This is a genomic window from Streptomyces sp. NPDC001068, assembly GCF_042897315.1.
Classification (GTDB): Bacteria; Actinomycetota; Actinomycetes; order Streptomycetales; family Streptomycetaceae; genus Streptomyces.
Genome location: NZ_JBIAYD010000026.1, coordinates 20,225 through 37,731, shown reverse-complemented (window position 1 = coordinate 37,731; position 17,507 = coordinate 20,225). Strand labels below are relative to the sequence as shown.

Here is a 17,507-nt window from a genome sequence, read left to right as displayed (position 1 = left end):
GGAGAGCAGGAAGCGGGAAAGCACCTTGAGCACCACGGTTGCGAAGCGCTCGCCCCGTGCCGAAGGTCCTCCGATGCCCGAGGGGCAGGTCGAACTGGCCGAGCCCCCCGTGCTCGGGGAACCGGCCACCGCCGACTTCGGCTCGGTCATGACGTATCTGCCCATGGGCCTGGGCACCGGCGCCATGGTGCTGATGTTCTCGGTCGGCAACGGCGGCCCGAGCACGTATCTGATGTCCGGGATGATGGGCGTCGCCATGGTCGGCATGACCCTCACACAGGTCGGGCGGCCCGGCTCGGACCGGCGCCGCCGTATGCGCGCCGAGCGCCGGGACTATCTGCGCTACCTCGGGCAGAAGCGGCAACAGGCCCGGCAGGCGGCCGACGCCCAGCGCGCGGCGCTGGTGTGGGACAACCCCGTGCCGGGCGATCTCTGGGCGGTCGCCCGCGGTCCCCGGCTGTGGGAACGCAGGCCCGGCCACGAGGACTTCGCCCGGGTCAGGATCGGGCTCGGCACCCGACGGGCGGCCCTGGAGTTCATGCCGCCGCAGACCAAGCCGGTGGAGGACCTGGAACCGCTGTGCGCGATCTCGCTGCGCCGCTTCACCAGGGCCCACCAGGCGGTGCCCCTGCTGCCCGTGCCCGTGTCACTGCAGCGGTTCACCAGTGTGGAGTTCACCGGCGAGACCGACGACGCACTGGCCCTGGCGCGCGCGATGCTCGGCCAGTTGGCCGTCTTCCACTCGCCGGACGAACTGCGCGTCGCCGTCCTCGGTGACACCGCGGCGCAACGCGAGTGGGACTGGCTCAAGTGGCTGCCGCACACCGCCCATCCGGACGAGGAGGACTCCGCGGGACCGGTGCGCCTGGCCGCCGCCGACCATGACACCCTGCTCGAACTGCTCGGCTCCGACCTGCGCGACCGCCCCGACCACGATCCGCAGTCCTCGCCCAGCGTCGCCGAGCCGTTCACGGTGATCGTCGCCCAGGGGGTGCGGATCCCCGACACGTCGAGGCTGCTGGGCGCCGGCATCCGCGGTGTGGTCCTGCTCGATCTCACCGGAGCGGTTCCCGGCGGGCCCAAGGTGCTCAGACTCTCCGTCCGCGACGGCCGGGTCGACTTCCCCAACGGCGCCGAGACCGTCAGCGGCCGCGCCGACCGGCTCGGCGGTACGGAGGCGGAGACGCTGGGCCGGGTGCTCGCCCCGATGCGTACCGGTGGCGGCGTCGACCTGGTGGACCGTCCCCTGGAGTCCGACTTCGACCTCACCGCCATGCTCGGCATCCGCGACGCGCGCGGCTTCGACGTCCAGGCCAAGTGGCGCCCGCGTCTTCCCCAGCACGCCCGTCTCAAGGTGCCCATCGGCGTCACCGAGGACGGTGAGCTCGTCGAACTCGACCTCAAGGAGTCGGCGCAGGGCGGCATGGGTCCGCACGGACTGCTCATCGGCGCCACCGGGTCGGGCAAGAGCGAACTGCTGCGCACCCTCGTGATGGGCCTGGCCGCCACCCATTCCTCGGAGATACTCAACCTGGTCCTGGTCGACTTCAAGGGCGGCGCCACCTTCCTCAACATGGACCGCCTGCCCCACACGTCGGCGGTCATCACGAACCTGGCCGACGAACTGCATCTCGTCGACCGCATGCGGGACTCCATCAACGGTGAGATGATCCGGCGTCAGGAACTGCTGCGCGAGGCCGGCTTCGCCTCGCTCTACGAGTACGAGAAGGCGCGCGGCGCGGGTGCCACGCTGGCCCCGCTCCCCTCCCTCCTGATCATCGTCGACGAGTTCTCCGAACTCCTGGCCAGCAAGCCCGAGTTCGTCGAGCTGTTCGTCTCCATCGGGCGCCTGGGGCGCAGCCTCGGCATCCACCTGCTGCTCGCCTCGCAGCGCCTGGACGAATCCCGCATCCACCGGGTGGAGGGCCACCTGTCGTACCGGATCGCGCTGCGCACGTTCTCCTCCATGGAGTCCCGCAGCGTGATCGGCACCTCCAGCGCCTACGAGCTGCCGTCCGCTCCCGGCAACGGCTATCTGAAGATCGACACCAGCAACCTCGTCCGCTTCAAGGCCGCGTACGTCTCCGGTCCGGTCCCCGCGCCGCCGGGCCCGGAGGAGGCCGGGCGCCGGGAGGCCGCCGTGCTCGAGGTGACGTCCTTCGGCCTGGAACGGCAGGGCAGGCCGGCCTCCGTCCGGGCCGAGGAGGAGGCCACGGCGCTGGTCTCGCTCGCCGAGGAGGCGCTGCGCGAGCAGGAGCCGGAGCCCGCGCCGGCCGGAACAGGCACGGAGAGCGCCGACGACAGCCTGCTCGACGTCCTCGTCGGACGATTGGAGGACAACGGTCCGCCCGCCCGGCAGGTATGGCTGTCCCCGCTGGCGGAGTCGCCCGGCCTGGACCAGCTGCTGCCCGGCATCGTGCCCGATCCCGAGCGCGGCATGGGGGCCGCCGACCCCCGCGTCCAGGGAGCCCTGCGGGTGCCCCTGGGCATGGTGGACCGCCCCTACGAGCAACTGCGCGAACTCCTCGTCGCCGACCTGTCCGGAGCCGACGGGCACGTCGGCCTGGTGGGTGCGCCGCAGACCGGCAAGTCGACGCTGCTGCGGACCCTGATGCTGTCGCTCGCCCTGACCCACACGCCGGCCGAAGTCCAGTTCTACTGCCTGGACTTCGGTGGCGGCGGACTGGTCTCCACGGCCGGGCTGCCGCACGTCGGGTCGATCGCCACCCGCCTGGAGCGCGAACGGGTCCTGCGCACCGTCGAGGAACTCTCCCAACTCGTCGAACAGCGCGAGCAGTTGTTCACCTCTCGCGGACTGGAGTCGATGGCCGCGTTCCGTGCGCTGCGCGCCGAAGGCGGCACCGAGGACCCGTACGGAGACGTCTTCCTGGTCGTCGACGGCTGGGCGACCCTCCGGCAGGACTTCGAGGACCTCGAACAGCGCGTGATGGAACTCGCCGCCCGCGGACTGTCGTTCGGCCTGCACCTGGTGGTCTCCGCCGTGCGCTGGTCCGAGATCCGGCCCCGCCTGCGCGACCTGCTCGGCACCAGGTTCGAGCTGCGGCTCGGCGACTCCATGGAGTCCGAGGTGGGATCCAGGGCGGCCGCCGGAGTACCGCACCGGCCCGGCCGGGGTCTGACCGGCACCGGACACCACTTCCTGTCCGCCCTGCCCCGGCTGGACAGCTCGTCGCGCACCGACGACCTGACCACCGCGACCAAGGCCGCCGTCGCCGAGATCACCACGTTCTGGACCGGCGGCAGCGCACCCGGAGTGCGCCTGCTGCCCACCACCCTGGACGCCGGCCGGCTCCCCGCGCCGCCCGGCACCCGGGACCTCAGGTACTGCCTGGGCTGGGACGAGCAGCGGCTCGCCCCGCTGTGGCACGACTTCGGCGCCACCCCGCACCTGCTGGTGTACGGGGACGGCGAGACCGGCAAGACCAACGCCCTGCGCCTGGCGATCCGCGCCATCACCGGCCGTTACGGCCCGGACGAGGCGCGCATCCTGCTGGCCGACCCCGGACGCGGACTGCTCAAGGACGTACCCGAGGAATACCGCGTCGGCTACGTCGTCGACACCGACGGACTCGGCAGACTGGCGCAGAGCGCCGCCGTCTCCGTGAGCAAGCGGCAGCCCGGCGCCGACATCACCCCCGAACAGCTTGAACGGCGCGACTGGTGGACCGGTCCCCTGCTGTTCGTCCTCGTCGACGACTACGACCTCTTCTCCGGCACGCCCGGGTCCCCCTCGCCGATGGCCCCGCTGGTCCCGCTGCTCGCCCAGGGCGCCCACATCGGGCTGCACCTGGTCGTCGCCCGGAGCACCTCCGGCGCCATGCGCTCGATGATGGACCCGCTGATCCGCCGCATGTGGGAGCTGGGCAGCCCCGCGCTCCTCTTCTCCTATCCCAAGGAGGAGGGCAAGTTCCTCGGCGAGGCCAGGCCCCGCACCCTGCCGGCCGGACGAGCCCAGTTCGTCACCCGGCGCACCGTCAAGCTCGTCCAGACCGGCCTGGTGCCGGCGGGCCCCGTCCCCACAGGAGCACGATGACCACGGCCGTACCGCTGACGGGGAGGGCCACCGAGGTCTGCCGCGTCACCGTCGAGACCCCCGACGGCCGGGCCGACCTGTCCGTGCCGGTCACCACCCCGGTGTCCGCCCTGCTGCCGGCCCTGCTGCGGCGGCTGCCCGCCGCGACCGCCGCGGACGGCGCCGCCTGGGTGCTGCAACGGCTCGGCGAGGAACCCCTCCAGCCGGAGGCCACACCCGAGAGCAGCGGCCTGCGCCACGGCGACGTGCTGCACCTGCGCCCGGCCGACGCGCCCCTGCCCGCGCTGCACTTCGACGATCTGGCCGACGGCGTCGCCCGGACCGTCGGCGACGGCCCCGGCCGGTGGCGTCCCGCACTCACCAGGAACCTCTGCCTGGGGCTGGCCGGCCTGGCCCTGACCGGCCTCGCCGCGGCCCTGCTGCAGGCGGGCACCGGCCGCCCCGCCGCCGTCTTCGCCGCCATCCTCGCGATCGTCCTCGGCGTCACCTGCGCCACGACCGCCCGGGCAGGCGCCGACCGGGGAAGCGTCCTGGTCGCCGGAGTCGGGGCCTTCTGCTTCGCGGGCATCGCGGGCACCGTCCTGCGCGACGGGCCCGCCGACGGTCGTCTCCCCGGCCCGACCGGCACGCTCCTGGGCGCCGGATGCGTGATCGCCATGGCCGCCGTGCTGTTCGCCCTGGGGGCCCTGCCCCCGGTCGTCCCCGGCACCGTGCTGCTGACCGCGGCGGCCGCCGCCTGCGCGGCGGTGCTGGCCAAGGGCTTCGGGCTGCGGGGCGAGCAGGCGGCCGCCGTCGTCGCCGTCGCCCTGTTCGTCCTCGGGCACCTCGCCCCCCGCCTCGCACTGCGCATCGCCCGGCTCCGGGTCCCCCAACTCCCGCACGACGCCCGGGAACTGCAACTGGACATCGAACCCGAGACCGGAACCCGGGTGTCGGCCCGGGTCTCCGTGGCCACCGCCTGCCTCGACGTGATCAGCATCGCCTCGGCGCTGGTCTGGGCCGTCGCCCTGTGGATGCTGACGACCCGCGAGCACGGCTGGGCGGGCGTGCTGCTGACGCTCGCGCTCAGTCTGGCCGTGCTGCTGCGGGCCCGGGGCACCAACGGCACCCTGCAACGGATCCCCGCCGTGCTGGCCGGCGCCTACGGGATCGCTCTGGTCCTCGTCCTGCGCACCGCGCACGGCGGAACGGCGGGCCGGGGCACCGCCCTGGCCGTGCTGCTGACCGCCGCCGTGCTGCTGCTGGTCGGCGCCTGGCGGCTGCCACGAGCCCGGCTGCTGCCGGTCTGGGGCCACCTCGGCGACCTCCTGGAGATCGTCACCGCGATCGGCCTGCTGCCGCTGCTCCTGCAAGTCCTGCACGCCTACGCGTACTTCCGCGGTCTCGCGGGCTGAGGACGGACGAACGAACGTGCAGACTCGACGTGACCACGTGCAGGCGTACCAGTTCGCGATGGGACGCCTCGCCTCCGCACTCGTCAGCGGCGACCCCGGCCGCGGCGAGAGCCCGACCCGGCGCTCCGCCCTCGGCTCGGTGTTCGGGGTGGGCCTGGTGATCCTGCTGTGCGCCGGGTTCGGCGTGTACGGCCTGATCTTCCCCGCGCCGAAGGACGACTGGCGCAAGGACGGCGCCGTCGTCCTGGAGAGCGACACCGGCAACCGCTACGTGTACGCGGGCGGTGTCCTGCGCCCCACCCGCAACTACGCCTCGGCCCTGCTCATCGCCGGCAGGCGGACCGCCCCCGAGGCGCTCTCGTCCCGGGCCCTCGCCGGAGTGCAGCACGGCGCGCCGGTCGGCATCCCCGGCGCACCGGACAACGTGCCGGACCCGACCGCGCTGACCTCCGGCCCCTGGGCGCGCTGCCTGCCGGACACCGCCAACCCGAAGACCGGACAGAGCCTCTACCTCGGTCCCGCCGCCACGGCCCTGCGCCCCCTGCCGTCCGACCGGCAGATCCTGGTCGACGGCCCCGGGAAGAGCCGCTACCTGCTGCTGCGCGGGATGAAGTACCCGGTCCCCGACCGGGCCGCCCTCATCGCGCTCGGCCTGGACAGCCAGGCCGCCTTCACCGCCACCGGCGACTGGCTGGACGGCGTGCCCACCGGCGCCGCCCTCGCCGCGCCCGCGCTGCCCGGTGCGGGGACCGCCGCCGGCGAGGTGGCGGGGCGCGCCGCCCGGGTCGGCCAGCTCTTCAGGACCAGCACCGGCGGCGGCGAACGGCACTACCTGCTGCGCGCCGACGGACTCGTCCCCGTCAACCCGACCGCGTACGCCCTGCTCGCCGCCCGGCCCGGCGCGCCCGCGCCCCGGCAGGTCGAGCAGCCGGACATCGCGCTCGCCCCGGTCTCCGCGGAACACACGGCCACCGACCGCATCCCGGACGTCAGCGGGGCCCGCGCCCTGCCGGGCGGCACCGTCTGCGTGGAACAGCTCCGCGACGGCCGGCACCGGATCACCGTCGGCCACGCCGGCGCCCGCCGCGTGGTCCTCCCCGCGGGCGGCGGCGCGCTGGCGGTCCCGGCCGGCGGCGACACCCGGACCCCCTACCTCATCACCGAACAGGGACTGAAGTACCTGATTGCCGACGACGACGCCGTCAAGGCTCTCGGTCTCGGCGGCGCCGCCCGGCGCCTGACGCTGCCCGCCGGCGTCCTCTCCCTCGTCCCCGACGGCCCGGTGCTCAGCCGCGCCGCGGCCGCGAAGGGGTGAGCCAGGTGAGCAGGCTCCGCCTGCGGGCCACGCCGGTCGGCGACGCCCTGCTGGTCCATCCCAGGGGCCGGGTCGACAAGCGGGCCGCCGACTTCGCCGGCGGGCTGGCCCGCGACCCGCACCACACCCTGGTCGTCGTGGACCTGCCCGCCGGTTCGCTCGCCGACGAATGGCGAGCCGTGGCCAAGATCCTGTCCTCCCCGCGTCACGGCAGTCTGCGCATCGTCTTCGGACGCGAGAAGGGAGAGGACGTGCGCAGGGCCGCCGGACTCATCGCGGAACGCATCGGCCGGGAGGTCCTGGCCGCGGACGGCGCCCTGACCCCGACCGCGGCGGGCGGCCTGTTCGTGCCCGGCGACGGGACCGCCTGGCTGCGGTTCCGGCCCGGCCGGACCGCCGAACGCGACTCGCAGCGGTTCCCCAGACCCGACTGGGAGTTCTCGCTGCCCCTGCGCGCCCGTTCCGTGGGCACCCACACCGTCGCCCAGCCGATCCCGTCCGGCGTGTGGCTGCGGCCCACCGACCGCGGCCGGGTCGCCGACCGGTACCGGCGCGCGGTCACCACCACCGCGACCGACCCGCGCCGTCTGCTCGTTGTCATCGGCAGCCCCGGCACGCCGCCGCTGCCGGTCGAGGACGTGGCCCGCTACTGGGACAGCGTCCTGCCCACCGCCCGGGCGACGGTGCGCTTCCACCTGTACGGCACCGTGGACGCGCCGGACTCCGTCACCCCCGGCCAGTACCTCGCGGACGTCCTCGGCCACGAGGTCGTCCTGTACGCCGAACTGCCCACGGGGGCAGCCGGAGCGGCCGACGACGACACGCTCGCGTACCTTCCGGCGCACGGCGCGGTGTCGATGCCGATGCCGATGCCGATGCCGATGCCGATGCCGGGCGTCGCGGAGTCCGGGACCGAGGGAGCGTCCCCGGCCACGGCCGTCGGCGCTACGGGCAAGGGGCTCCCCGCGGAACTCGGGGTCGCCGGCACCCGTACGGGCACCGCGGGCGGGGCGGAGACCTCCATCGACCTCGGCTCCGGGACACCGGAACCGGCGGCCGCCCCGCCCGCCCCGCGGCCCGCCGCCCGCGTCCAGACGGAGACCGGCCGCGCGACTCCTCCGGCGGCGGTACGGGAGACACCGGCGCCTCCCACCGGCGAACCCGAGAGCGGCTCGACCGCCGCACCGGGGGCCACGGAGACTCCCTCCGCGGCCCCTTCCCCCACCGGGTCCACGCAGACCCCACGCACCTCCTCCGATCCGGGACCGTCCCGCGAGCTGGAGGGTGCCGGTGAGTTGGGTGAGTCGGATGAGTTGAGTGAGTCGGATGAGTTGAGTGAGTCGGGTGCGACCGGCGAAATCGGTGCGATCAGTGAGTCTGATGAACTCGGTGAGAGTGGCGAGCCTGATGGCGTCGGCGGGGTGGGCGGGGCTGGTGAGTCCGGCGGGTTCCGAGGGTTGGGCGGGGCCGGTGAGTCCGGCAAGATTCCCGGGTCGGACGGGGCCGGTAAGTCCGACAGGTTCCCCGAGTTGGACGGGGCCGGTGAGTCCAACGGGTTCCCCGAGTTGAGCGGTGCCGGTGGGTCCGAAGGGCCCGGTGCGTCCGGTGGGTTCACCGAGGCGGGTGACGCAGCTGAGCCCGGGGAGTCGGGTACGTCTCCCGGGTCGGGCGGGGCGGCCGGGGTCGGTGGGGTGCCCGAGGCCGGCGTTTCCCCCGGCTCGTCCGCTTCCGCGGCGCGGGTCGTCCGGCCCGCGGCGCCGCGCTTCCGGCTGGAGTCCGGCACGCCTGCGGCGGAACCGGCCCCACCCCGGGAACCCGTCCAGGACCAGGACCAGGACCAGGACCAGGACCCGGCCCTCGAGCCCGCGCCCGTACCCGCCCCACCGGACGCGGCCGCAGCCGTACGCGTGCAGCCCGTACCCGGAACCGCGGCCTGCGCGATACCGCCCGAGCGCGGCATCGCCCGGGAACGGGACTGGATACGCCAGACGTTCAGCGACCAGTACAACGCCATCGCCGGATCGGTCTCGCGGGTGATGTCCGAGTCACCCGGCCTGCGCGGCGGCTCCAAGGCGGAAGCCGCCGAGGCGCTGACCGACCTGGTCGCGGTCCGCCTCTACCTGTCCGGCGACAGCAGCCGCGCGGACGCCGCCGTACGGACGGCCACCGCGGGACCCCACGTACCCCTGGCCCGCTGCGTGGCCGCCGGACTGCGCAGGCTGCCCTCCCACCGTGGACCCGTCCTGCTGCGCACCCGGCTGAACGGCGCGGAGCGCGCCTGGTACCAGGACGGCCGGCTCGTCACCGAGTGGGCGTTCTGCCACGCCCGGACCTCGCTGCACACCGGTCCGCGCGGCACCGGAGCCACCGACGTACTGATCTGGTCGATGACCGCCCGCCGCACCGCCTCGCTCGACCCCGACCTCTCCGACCGGGTGCTGTTCCTGCCGGGGACCGTCTTCAAGGTGCTGCGCACGGACGGCGACGCCGTCCTGATGAGGGAGCTGTCCCCGTCCGAGACCGACCGGAGCGGCGGCGTGGCCGCCCAGCCGGGGCGGTTCGACGAGATGGCCCTCACAGGGCTGGGCAACATCCTCGACGCCCTGGAGAAGGCCGGGACCGACGCCGTGGCGCAGAGCGCCGCCCCGCCGGGACTCGTCCTCGCCCCCCACCCGGCCCGCACCGGCCGACCGGAAGGAGCCCGACCGTGAGCAGGCAGGTCCTGTGGGTGTCGCCCGACCGGCCGGGGGCCCACCGGTCGATCAGCCGGGCACTCGCCGAGGCCAACGAGGGCGCGCTGATCAACGTGGCCGCCGGACGGTACGAGGAGACCCTGGACATCACCCGCGCCGTCACCCTGTCCGCCGAGCACGGCGCGGGCACGGTGCGGGTGCACGCGACGGCCGGGAGCACCGTCGTCGTGGACGCGGAGGCGGTCCAGCTCTCCGGCCTGGTCCTGTCCGGAACGGACCCCGAGGCCCCCGTCCTCGACCTGCGGCGCGGACAGTCCGCCCTGGACGGCTGCGTGATCGAGGGCGCTGCCTGGACGGCCGTACTGGCCTGGAACCAGGGCGTCCTGGCCGCCCGCGGCTGCCGGGTGACCAACCCGGACGGCGCCGGTGTCGTCGTCACCTCGCGCGGCGGCAACGTCCTGGAGAGCACGGAGATCACCGGAGTCGGATCGTCGGCCGTCGTGGTCGCCGAACAGGGCCGGCTGGACGTGCGCGACTGCCGGCTCGACCGCCCCGGCGGCAACGGCGTCTGCGTCAACGGGCACGCGGCGGCGACCGTGGAGTCCACCAGGATCACCGGCAGCGGCAAGCCGGCCATCGCCGTCGAGCAGGAGGCACGGGCCGCCTTCCTCCGGGTGACCGTCATCGGCAGCGCGGCTCTGGACGCCTACCTGACCGGGCACGGCGAGACCACGCTCACCGACTGCGACTTCTCCGGATCGGCCGGCCAGTCCGTGCACGTCGCCGACGGCGCCGCGCCCCGTCTGCACGGCTGCACGGTGACCGGCGCGGCCCGCAGCGGGGTCCAGGTCACCGGCGGCGCCCGGCCCCGCCTCGACGACTGCACGATCAGCGGCTCGTCCGTCGGCGTCCACCTGAGCGGGCCGGACACCGTCCTGACCGCCCACGGACTCACCGTCCGCGAGACCTCGGCCGCGGCCGTGCAGATCACCGACTCCGCCGTCGCCGAACTGGAACGGCTCACCGTGGCCGGGGACGCCGGCGCGGGTGTCCGCGCGCAGGACGGCTCACGGCTGACCCTGCGCGGCGCCGGGATCGACGTCAGCGGGGGAGGCCCGGGCGTCACCCTGGCCGCGGGGGCGACGGCCCTGCTCACCGGCTGCACGCTCCACGGCTGCGGCGCGGTCGTGGCGGAGGGGAGCGAACTGACCGCGCACGACAGCGAGTTCACCGACTCGGAGACCGACGCCGTCCAGGTGCTCGGGCACGGGTCCCTCACCGCCGTCGGCTGTCGGATGACAGGAGCACGCGGGCACGGCGTCAACGCGCACGCCGACGCGCGGACCGACCTGAGCAACTGCGTCCTCACGGACAACGCCCGCGACCGGGCGGCGGAGGTGGCCGAGGAACGCCACGATCCGGGCGGGCGCCGGCGCGACACGTCCACCGACCGGAGCCCGGGGGCCTCTCGGCCGGACACCGGGCCGCTGGCCGACCTGGAGGCACTGGTCGGCCTGGAGAGCGTGAAGCGCGAGGTCACCGCGCTGATCAACCTGAACAAGATGACCCAGCGGCGCACCGAGAGGGGTCTGCCGATGCCCCCGATGAGCCGCCATCTGGTCTTCGCCGGACCCCCGGGGACGGGCAAGACGACCGTGGCCCGGCTGTACGGGGCGGTCCTCGCCGAACTCGGCATTCTCGCCAAGGGGCACATCGTCGAGGTGGCCCGCGCGGACCTGGTGGCCCAGATCATCGGCGGCACCGCCATCAAGACCACCGAGGTCTTCAACCGGGCGCTCGGCGGGGTGCTGTTCATCGACGAGGCCTACACCCTGACCAACCAGTCGCGCGGCACCGGCCCCGACTTCGGCCAGGAGGCCGTCGAGTCCCTCATGAAGCTGATGGAGGACCACCGGGACGAGATCGTGGTCATCGCCGCGGGCTACTCCGAGCACATGGACCGCTTCCTGGCCTCCAACCCCGGCATGGCCTCGCGGTTCGCCCGCACCGTGGAGTTCCCCAACTACTCCGCCGAGGAACTCGTCACCATCGCCCGGAACCTCTGCGACAAGCACTACTACGAACTGGCCGACGACGCGTTGGGCGCCCTCTACCGGTACTTCGAGGAGGTACCCAAGGGCCCGACCTTCGGCAACGGCCGGGTCGCCCGGCAGATCTTCGAGACGATGATCAGCTCCCAGGCGTCCCGGCTGGCCTCGCACGCGGCCGAGAACGACGGGGAGCTGAGCCGCCTGACGGTCGCCGACATCCCCACGATCACCCAGGCCCCGCAGACACCGGCCGCGACACCACCGGCGCCCGCGACACCCCCGCCGTCCGCCACACCGCCGCCGGCCGCGGAGCCGGCGGACCGCCGTGCCGGCGTCGAACCCGCCCAGCCCCCGTCCCTCTCCCCGTCGCCGTCGCCGTCGCCGTCGCCGTCGCCGGGAGAGCCGTCGGGGGAGCCGTCGGCCGTCCCGTCGGCGGCGCCTGTCGTCGCGCCCGTCCCGTCACCGCCGCCGGGCGCACCCCCGGCCGTCCCGTCGGCGGCGCCGGTCGTGCCGGCCGCCGTGGTCACGCGTCATCTCGCGGCGCTGTCCGGTCTCGACCCGGTGCCGCAGGCACTGTCCGCCCGGGTGGACACCCTCGTGAGGCTCGCTCAGGGCACCGCCGGTCTGGCGGACATCGTGCTGGAGGGCGCGCCGGGCAGCGGGCGGCGGGCCGTGGCCGCCGCCTACGCGCGGTCGCTCGCCGAGAGCGGTGTCGTGCCGTCCGGGGCGCTGACCCGCCTGCCGTTGTCCGCCGTCCCGGCCCGCTGGGCGCACCAGCCCCGCACCTACCTGGCCGACGTCTTCCGGCGGGCGGCCGGCGGTCTGCTCCTGGCCGAGGTCGACGACCTCTTCGGGGACCGTCCGGAGGACGAGCAGGACGCCGTCCTCGACGCCCTGGCCCTCGAAGCCGCCGCCCGGGACGGGCACGGAGCCGTGCTGGTGCTGTCCGGGACCGCCCCGCACCTGATGCAACTGCTGCGGGCCCGGGTCGGTCTGGCGGCGGTGTTCGCCGAGTGCCTGCGGCTGCCCGCCTGGACCGGCGCCGGACTCGCCGCACTGACCCGGCGCAGGCTCACCGCGCTGGGCCTCACGACGAGCGACGAGGTCGAGGCGGCGCTGGCCGCCCAGGACCCGGCCCAGGGAGCGCACGGCGCCCACCGGCTGGCGGACCGCATCGCCGCCCGGGCCCGGACCGACGAACTCGTGCTCGACGACCTCGCCGGTGAGCTGCCGCTCCCGTCCCAGGACCTGGTGGTCACCTGACGGACCGAAAGGGCAGAGAGATCCGCTTGCTCGGGCAGCAACCACGGCAGGGGCTCGTGGGCCGCCGCCGACCTGGCCGACGATCGTCGCCACGGACGCGTTCGCGCACGGACGGGTACGCACCGACGAGTACGCACCGACAAACACGCACCGACGAGAACGCACCGATGAGAGACGAGAAGGGAAGATCATGGCTGGTCCCAGCACTTCGGTAAGCCTTGAGGGAATGAAGGCCGCCCAGGGCGACTTCCAGAACGCCCTGGACGAGGCGAACAGTTCGTACAGCTCGATGGCGGGCCAGATCGACGCGCTGCGCGCGAGCTGGACCGGCGACGCCTCCAGCACCTTCCAGAGCGCCATGGACACCTGGCTCCAGGACTTCGCCACGGTGCGCAGCCAGCTCAGCCTGATGTTCGAGAAGCTCCAGGCGAACACCGGCGGTTACGCCGACACGCATCAGACCACCACGGACGCGGCCGCCCAGGTGCGCCAGGGCATGGCAGGACTGCCGGGCTTCTAGCCGTCCGCTCGCCGCCCCCACCCCCCTCACCCCGATACGCCGAGGAACGACAACATGCCCACGTACACCGTGCAGATGGACCAGGTCGAGTACGTCATCGGTGAGATGGCCGCGATCAGCAAGAAGATCCAGGAGACGCTGACCACCCTGGACAACGGCGCGAAGATGAATCTGAGCGAGTGGACCAGCGACGCACGCAGCACCTACGACGCCGCCAAGGCCAAGTGGGACGCGGCCGCCGCGGACATGGTCGTACAGGCGCAGAACGCCACGAACGCCCTCGGGCACATCAACGAGTCCTACCACGCCGGTGAGCGGCAGGGCGTCAGCCTCTGGGAGCAGTGACGTGGTCTACGTACCGGATCCCAAGACGTACGGCAGCAAGCCGACCAACGCCAATCCGAACCAGCCGCACCCCGCGCCGGCCGGGCCGAAGCCCGAGACCACGGTGCACCACACACCCACGCCGTTCGCCTACGACCCGGCCCCGGTCAAGGCCCCGGCCGTACCGGGCGGGGGCGGTGGCGGCTCGGGCACGTCGGTCAGCACCCCGTCACTCGAACTGTTCGCCCGGAACATCGACGCGCTGATCAAACCGGTGCAGGACGCCGCGGCCAGGATGGAGGGGGTGCGCGTCGCGCCGGGCGCCTTCTACGACGCGAACGTGATGCGCACGAAGGTCACCGGCACGGACGGTCACGGCGGTCTCAAGCAGACCTACACGGCCGTCCTGGACATCCTGGCCACGGGCCTCACCGACATGCGTGACGGCATGCGCAAGCTGAGCCGCGACTACGCGCGGATCGAGGACGCCAACGGGATGTCCGCGAAGAAGCTCGCGGAGGCCTTCGCCAACACCCCGGACGACTTCGACCAGATGATGGCCGCCAACGGCGGCTCCTCGTCGAACGGCAGCGGCAGCGGCGGCAACAGCGGCGGCAGCGGCGGCGGTGGCAACAGCGGCGGTGGCGGCAGCAGCGGCGGCAGCAGCGGCGGTGGCAAGGCCTGACGGCCGGTCCCGCGAGGCGCGTACAGGAGAACAGCAGTGCCGGACTACAACGGCGGCGGCTTCCGCACGGACGGCGACGGCAACATCTTCGCCGTCTACGACGGGTCGAGCGGCAACCGCGCGGACTACGACAGCTGGGACTGGAAGCAGATCAGGGCGGCCATCTTCGGGCTGTCGGGCCAGGCGACGGCGGCCAACGACGCGCTCGCGCTCGAGGTCTCGAACCCGCAGTCGCTGGTCGACGCCGCCCTGGCCTTCTACCACGTCCAGAAGACGCTGGAGACGGTAGGGAGGAGTCTGGTCGACCAGGCCAAGGCCCTCGCCGGTGACGACGGTCCGTGGAAGGGCACCGCGGCCGACTCGTTCCTCACCATGATGGAGAACTTCTCCAACCAGGTGATGGCCAACGTCACGGTCCTGGCGGGCGGTTCCACCGGCAAACACTCCATCCCGAACCAGTTGGCCGGCAACGGGGTGGCCCTGTGGAACGCACAGAAGCTGATCGCTGATCTCGACCAGTACTACGCGCAGCGGGCCATCGCGCTGGGCGTTCAGCCGATGTCGAACGGGCTGATCCCCATCAGCCAGAGGCCGGACATCGTGACCGATCTCACCGCCGACATGCGGGTGGTGCTGAAGACCCTGGCCGACGACTACGCGGTGACCAGCGACTCGATCATCAACCCGAAACCCGTGGACGACCCCACCAAGGGCGGCACCGACGGCGACGGCGGCCTGGGCGGCGACCCGCTTCCCGGGGCCGGGGGGTTCGACGCCGGGCTGGACGCCGGCGGAGGCATCGGCGGCGGGCTCGACGGGGGGCTCGGCGGCGGCGACCTTCCGGGGCTGTCGGGCTCGCCCGACCCCCAGAGCCTCGCGGCCCTGTCCGGCCCGCCCGACACCGGCTTCGACGCCGGAGCCGGTATCGGGGGCGGTCTGGGTGACGGCCTCGGTGACCTGACCCCCGGCGATCTGGCCGGCTTCCCGGGTGATCCGGCCGACCTGGACGGCGGGGGCATCGGTGGCGGCCTGGACACCGGCGGGTTCGACCCGTCGGCCCTCGACACCGCGCTGAACCCGGCATCCCTGGCCGGCCTGGCCGGTCTGGGTGGCCTCAGCGGTCTTGGCGGTCTCGGCGGCGGTCGCCTCGGCACAGCCGGCGACGAAGGCCTCGACGGTCTCTCCGCGGCCGACCCCGCCGCGTTCGGCGACCTCGGGCTGGACGACGGTCTCGCGGACGGGATCGGCTCAGGTCTGGCCGACGGTCTCGGTGACGAGCCGGCCGCCGGCGCGGGCCTGTCCGCGCGGCCGGTGACGAGTTCGGGGATGCCCTACCTGCCGGGCATGGGCGGCATGGGCGGCGCCGGGTCGGGCGGTGCGGGGCTGTCGGCGGAGCCGACGGACGCGTCCGGACTGCTCGACGCGAGTTCCGAACCCTGGGAGGGCGACACCGCCTTCGGCGGCGACGAAGTGGGCTCGGAGCTGGGCGCCTTGGCGGGCGGCGAAGGCCTCGGAGCGGCCGGGCTGCCGTTCATGCCCGGCATGGGAGGCATGGGCCCGACCGGCGGCGCACGCGACGCGGCGGGCGACCCCAGCGACGCGTCCGCGCTCCTGGACTCCAGCACCGGTCCGTGGGACGCGGAGGAGAACGGAGACGGCGACAGCGACGGCGACGACGTCGGATCCGCGGAGGGCGCGCTGCCCGGAGTGCCCTACCTGCTGGGATTCGGCGCACCCGACGCGGCGGCCGGGGCCCCGGGTGCCCGCCGGGGCACGGAGGGCGCGCGGGCCGCGGAGGGCACCCGGGGCGACGCGACCGTCGCGGAACCGGCCGCCGCGGAACCTGCCGTCACGGGCACGTCCGACGGAGCCGGGACGGCGGCCGCCCCGGCTCCCGTGGCCGTCGGCTCCGACGGGCTGCCCCTGCCCGGTGACGGGAGCACCGCCCCCGCCGTCCGCCCGCGCCCCGACGACGGCGAGGAGGACTTCTCCGCCTGGGAGGTCGGGGCCGTCGGCGCGGGTGCCTTCGTACCGCTGCTGTGGGCCGTGCCCGGGGAGCGGGAGGGTGGCCCGCCGTCCGAGGAGGAGGGACGGGGCGAGGCCCACGAGCCCTGGAGCACCTGGCAGCCCGAGCGTCCCGCTCCGGGGACGGCGCCCGCGGCCGCCGGTGCCGTTCCGCTGCCCTGGTACGGCGACGGCGAGCCGGAGCCCGAGGAGACCGTGGAGGAAGGCGAGGACGAACCTGCGGAGGAGACCCCCAGGGGGATCGCCGATCTGCTCGTCCAGGAGGAGAGCGCGTGGGGAACCGTGCCCGGCGGGCCTTCCCCCGCGCTGTGAGTCTCCGGCCCCCGTGTCCGAACCCGCCATCGACCGAAGGGAAGAACCACCGGTGCCGCACCGATACGAGCAGCAGTTGGAGGAACTCCTCGCGCTGTACCACCGTCAGCGCGAGGAGGCCCTCGACACCCGCCGCAGGATCAACGAGACGACGGCCACCGTCACCGCACCGCGTCAGACGGTGAAGGTCACGGTGGGAGCGCAGGGAGAGGTGACCGCACTCTCCTTCCCGACCGGTGCCTACCGCCGGCTGGCGCCCAAGGAACTGGCGGACGTGGTGCTCGCGACGATCCGGCAGGCCAGGGCGGAGGCGCTGGAGAGCGTCGGTGCCGTCGTCGCCGTCGGGCTGCCGTCCGGCATCGACATGGCTGACCTCCTCCAGGGCCGGGTCGACGCGACCGCGTTCCTCCCGGAGGAGCCGCCGACACCGGAATCCACCCGCGACACCCTGATGGCGAAACTGAGGGAAGACACTCATGGCTAGGCTCGAGGTCAGGGACACCGAGCGTCTCAAGAGGGCGATGGAGGAGTTCCGGCTGCTCGCCGAGAAGGCCGTGGAGATCGCCAGGGACTCGCAGGTGCGTGTCGCGGCCCACAGCGACGCGGCCGGCTCCGACGCGACCGGAGCGAAGTTCAAGGAGCAGCACGACGGACCGGCCCGCAGCACCCAGAAGCTCGTCGATGAGATCGGGCGGTCGCTGCAGGACACCACGGACCGGATCCGGGGGCTGCACGACCGGCTCGTGAAGACCGAGATCAACGCCGTCGAGGCGTCGCACAGGATCGGCACGGTCGCGGCGGGCGCGCCGTCCCACACGCCGAGGAAGCGGTAGGGCCCGGCGGGGCGCGTTCTCGGGTGAGGGGCGGGGTT

Annotated in this window: 11 protein-coding genes; all 11 read left to right on the top strand. The window is 73.9% G+C overall.

Features of this window, described 5'->3' with window-relative positions:
• Positions 1 to 73 precede the first annotated feature (73 nt).
• The 11 genes from eccCa to ACFY3I_RS42010 all read left to right on the top strand — a co-directional run bounded on the left by eccCa (position 74) and on the right by ACFY3I_RS42010 (position 17,469).
• Positions 74 to 4,054 carry a type VII secretion protein EccCa gene (gene eccCa, locus ACFY3I_RS42060; protein WP_390866252.1) on the top strand — a complete coding sequence of 1,327 codons (3,981 nt, stop codon included), beginning with the start codon at positions 74 to 76 and terminating at the stop codon, positions 4,052 to 4,054.
• Positions 4,051 to 5,448 carry a type VII secretion integral membrane protein EccD gene (gene eccD, locus ACFY3I_RS42055; protein WP_390866251.1) on the top strand — a complete coding sequence of 466 codons (1,398 nt, stop codon included), beginning with the start codon at positions 4,051 to 4,053 and terminating at the stop codon, positions 5,446 to 5,448. The genes eccCa and eccD overlap by 4 nt, the downstream gene beginning before the upstream one ends.
• 16 nt (positions 5,449 to 5,464) lie before the next feature.
• Positions 5,465 to 6,763 carry a type VII secretion protein EccB gene (gene eccB, locus ACFY3I_RS42050; protein WP_390866250.1) on the top strand — a complete coding sequence of 433 codons (1,299 nt, stop codon included), beginning with the start codon at positions 5,465 to 5,467 and terminating at the stop codon, positions 6,761 to 6,763.
• Positions 6,764 to 6,768: 5 nt separating this feature from the next.
• Positions 6,769 to 9,474: a hypothetical protein gene (locus ACFY3I_RS42045; protein WP_390866249.1), complete on the top strand. Its 2,706-nt coding sequence runs from the start codon at positions 6,769 to 6,771 to the stop codon at positions 9,472 to 9,474.
• Positions 9,471 to 12,770, top strand: coding sequence for a right-handed parallel beta-helix repeat-containing protein (locus ACFY3I_RS42040; RefSeq protein WP_390866248.1), 3,300 nt, complete (start codon positions 9,471 to 9,473; stop codon positions 12,768 to 12,770). The genes ACFY3I_RS42045 and ACFY3I_RS42040 overlap by 4 nt, the downstream gene beginning before the upstream one ends.
• A 190-nt stretch (positions 12,771 to 12,960) precedes the next feature.
• Entirely contained in the window at positions 12,961 to 13,290 is a 330-nt protein-coding gene (locus tag ACFY3I_RS42035) for a WXG100 family type VII secretion target (protein WP_365295986.1), read from the top strand.
• 54 nt (positions 13,291 to 13,344) lie between these two features.
• On the top strand, positions 13,345 to 13,635 hold the full coding sequence (locus ACFY3I_RS42030; RefSeq protein WP_365295984.1) for a WXG100 family type VII secretion target: 291 nt from the start codon (positions 13,345 to 13,347) through the stop codon (positions 13,633 to 13,635).
• Between the two features lies 1 nt (position 13,636).
• On the top strand, positions 13,637 to 14,299 hold the full coding sequence (locus ACFY3I_RS42025; protein ID WP_390866247.1) for a hypothetical protein: 663 nt from the start codon (positions 13,637 to 13,639) through the stop codon (positions 14,297 to 14,299).
• A 36-nt stretch (positions 14,300 to 14,335) separates the two neighbouring features.
• Positions 14,336 to 16,636 (top strand): hypothetical protein, encoded by a 2,301-nt coding sequence (locus ACFY3I_RS42020; protein ID WP_390866246.1) that lies wholly within the window; start codon positions 14,336 to 14,338, stop codon positions 16,634 to 16,636.
• A 52-nt stretch (positions 16,637 to 16,688) separates the two neighbouring features.
• Positions 16,689 to 17,120: a YbaB/EbfC family nucleoid-associated protein gene (locus ACFY3I_RS42015; protein ID WP_390866245.1), complete on the top strand. Its 432-nt coding sequence runs from the start codon at positions 16,689 to 16,691 to the stop codon at positions 17,118 to 17,120.
• Complete coding sequence (locus ACFY3I_RS42010; RefSeq protein ID WP_390866244.1) at positions 17,113 to 17,469, top strand: hypothetical protein; 357 nt, start codon at positions 17,113 to 17,115, stop codon at positions 17,467 to 17,469. Before ACFY3I_RS42015 ends, ACFY3I_RS42010 begins: the two co-directional genes overlap by 8 nt.
• Positions 17,470 to 17,507 lie beyond the last annotated feature (38 nt).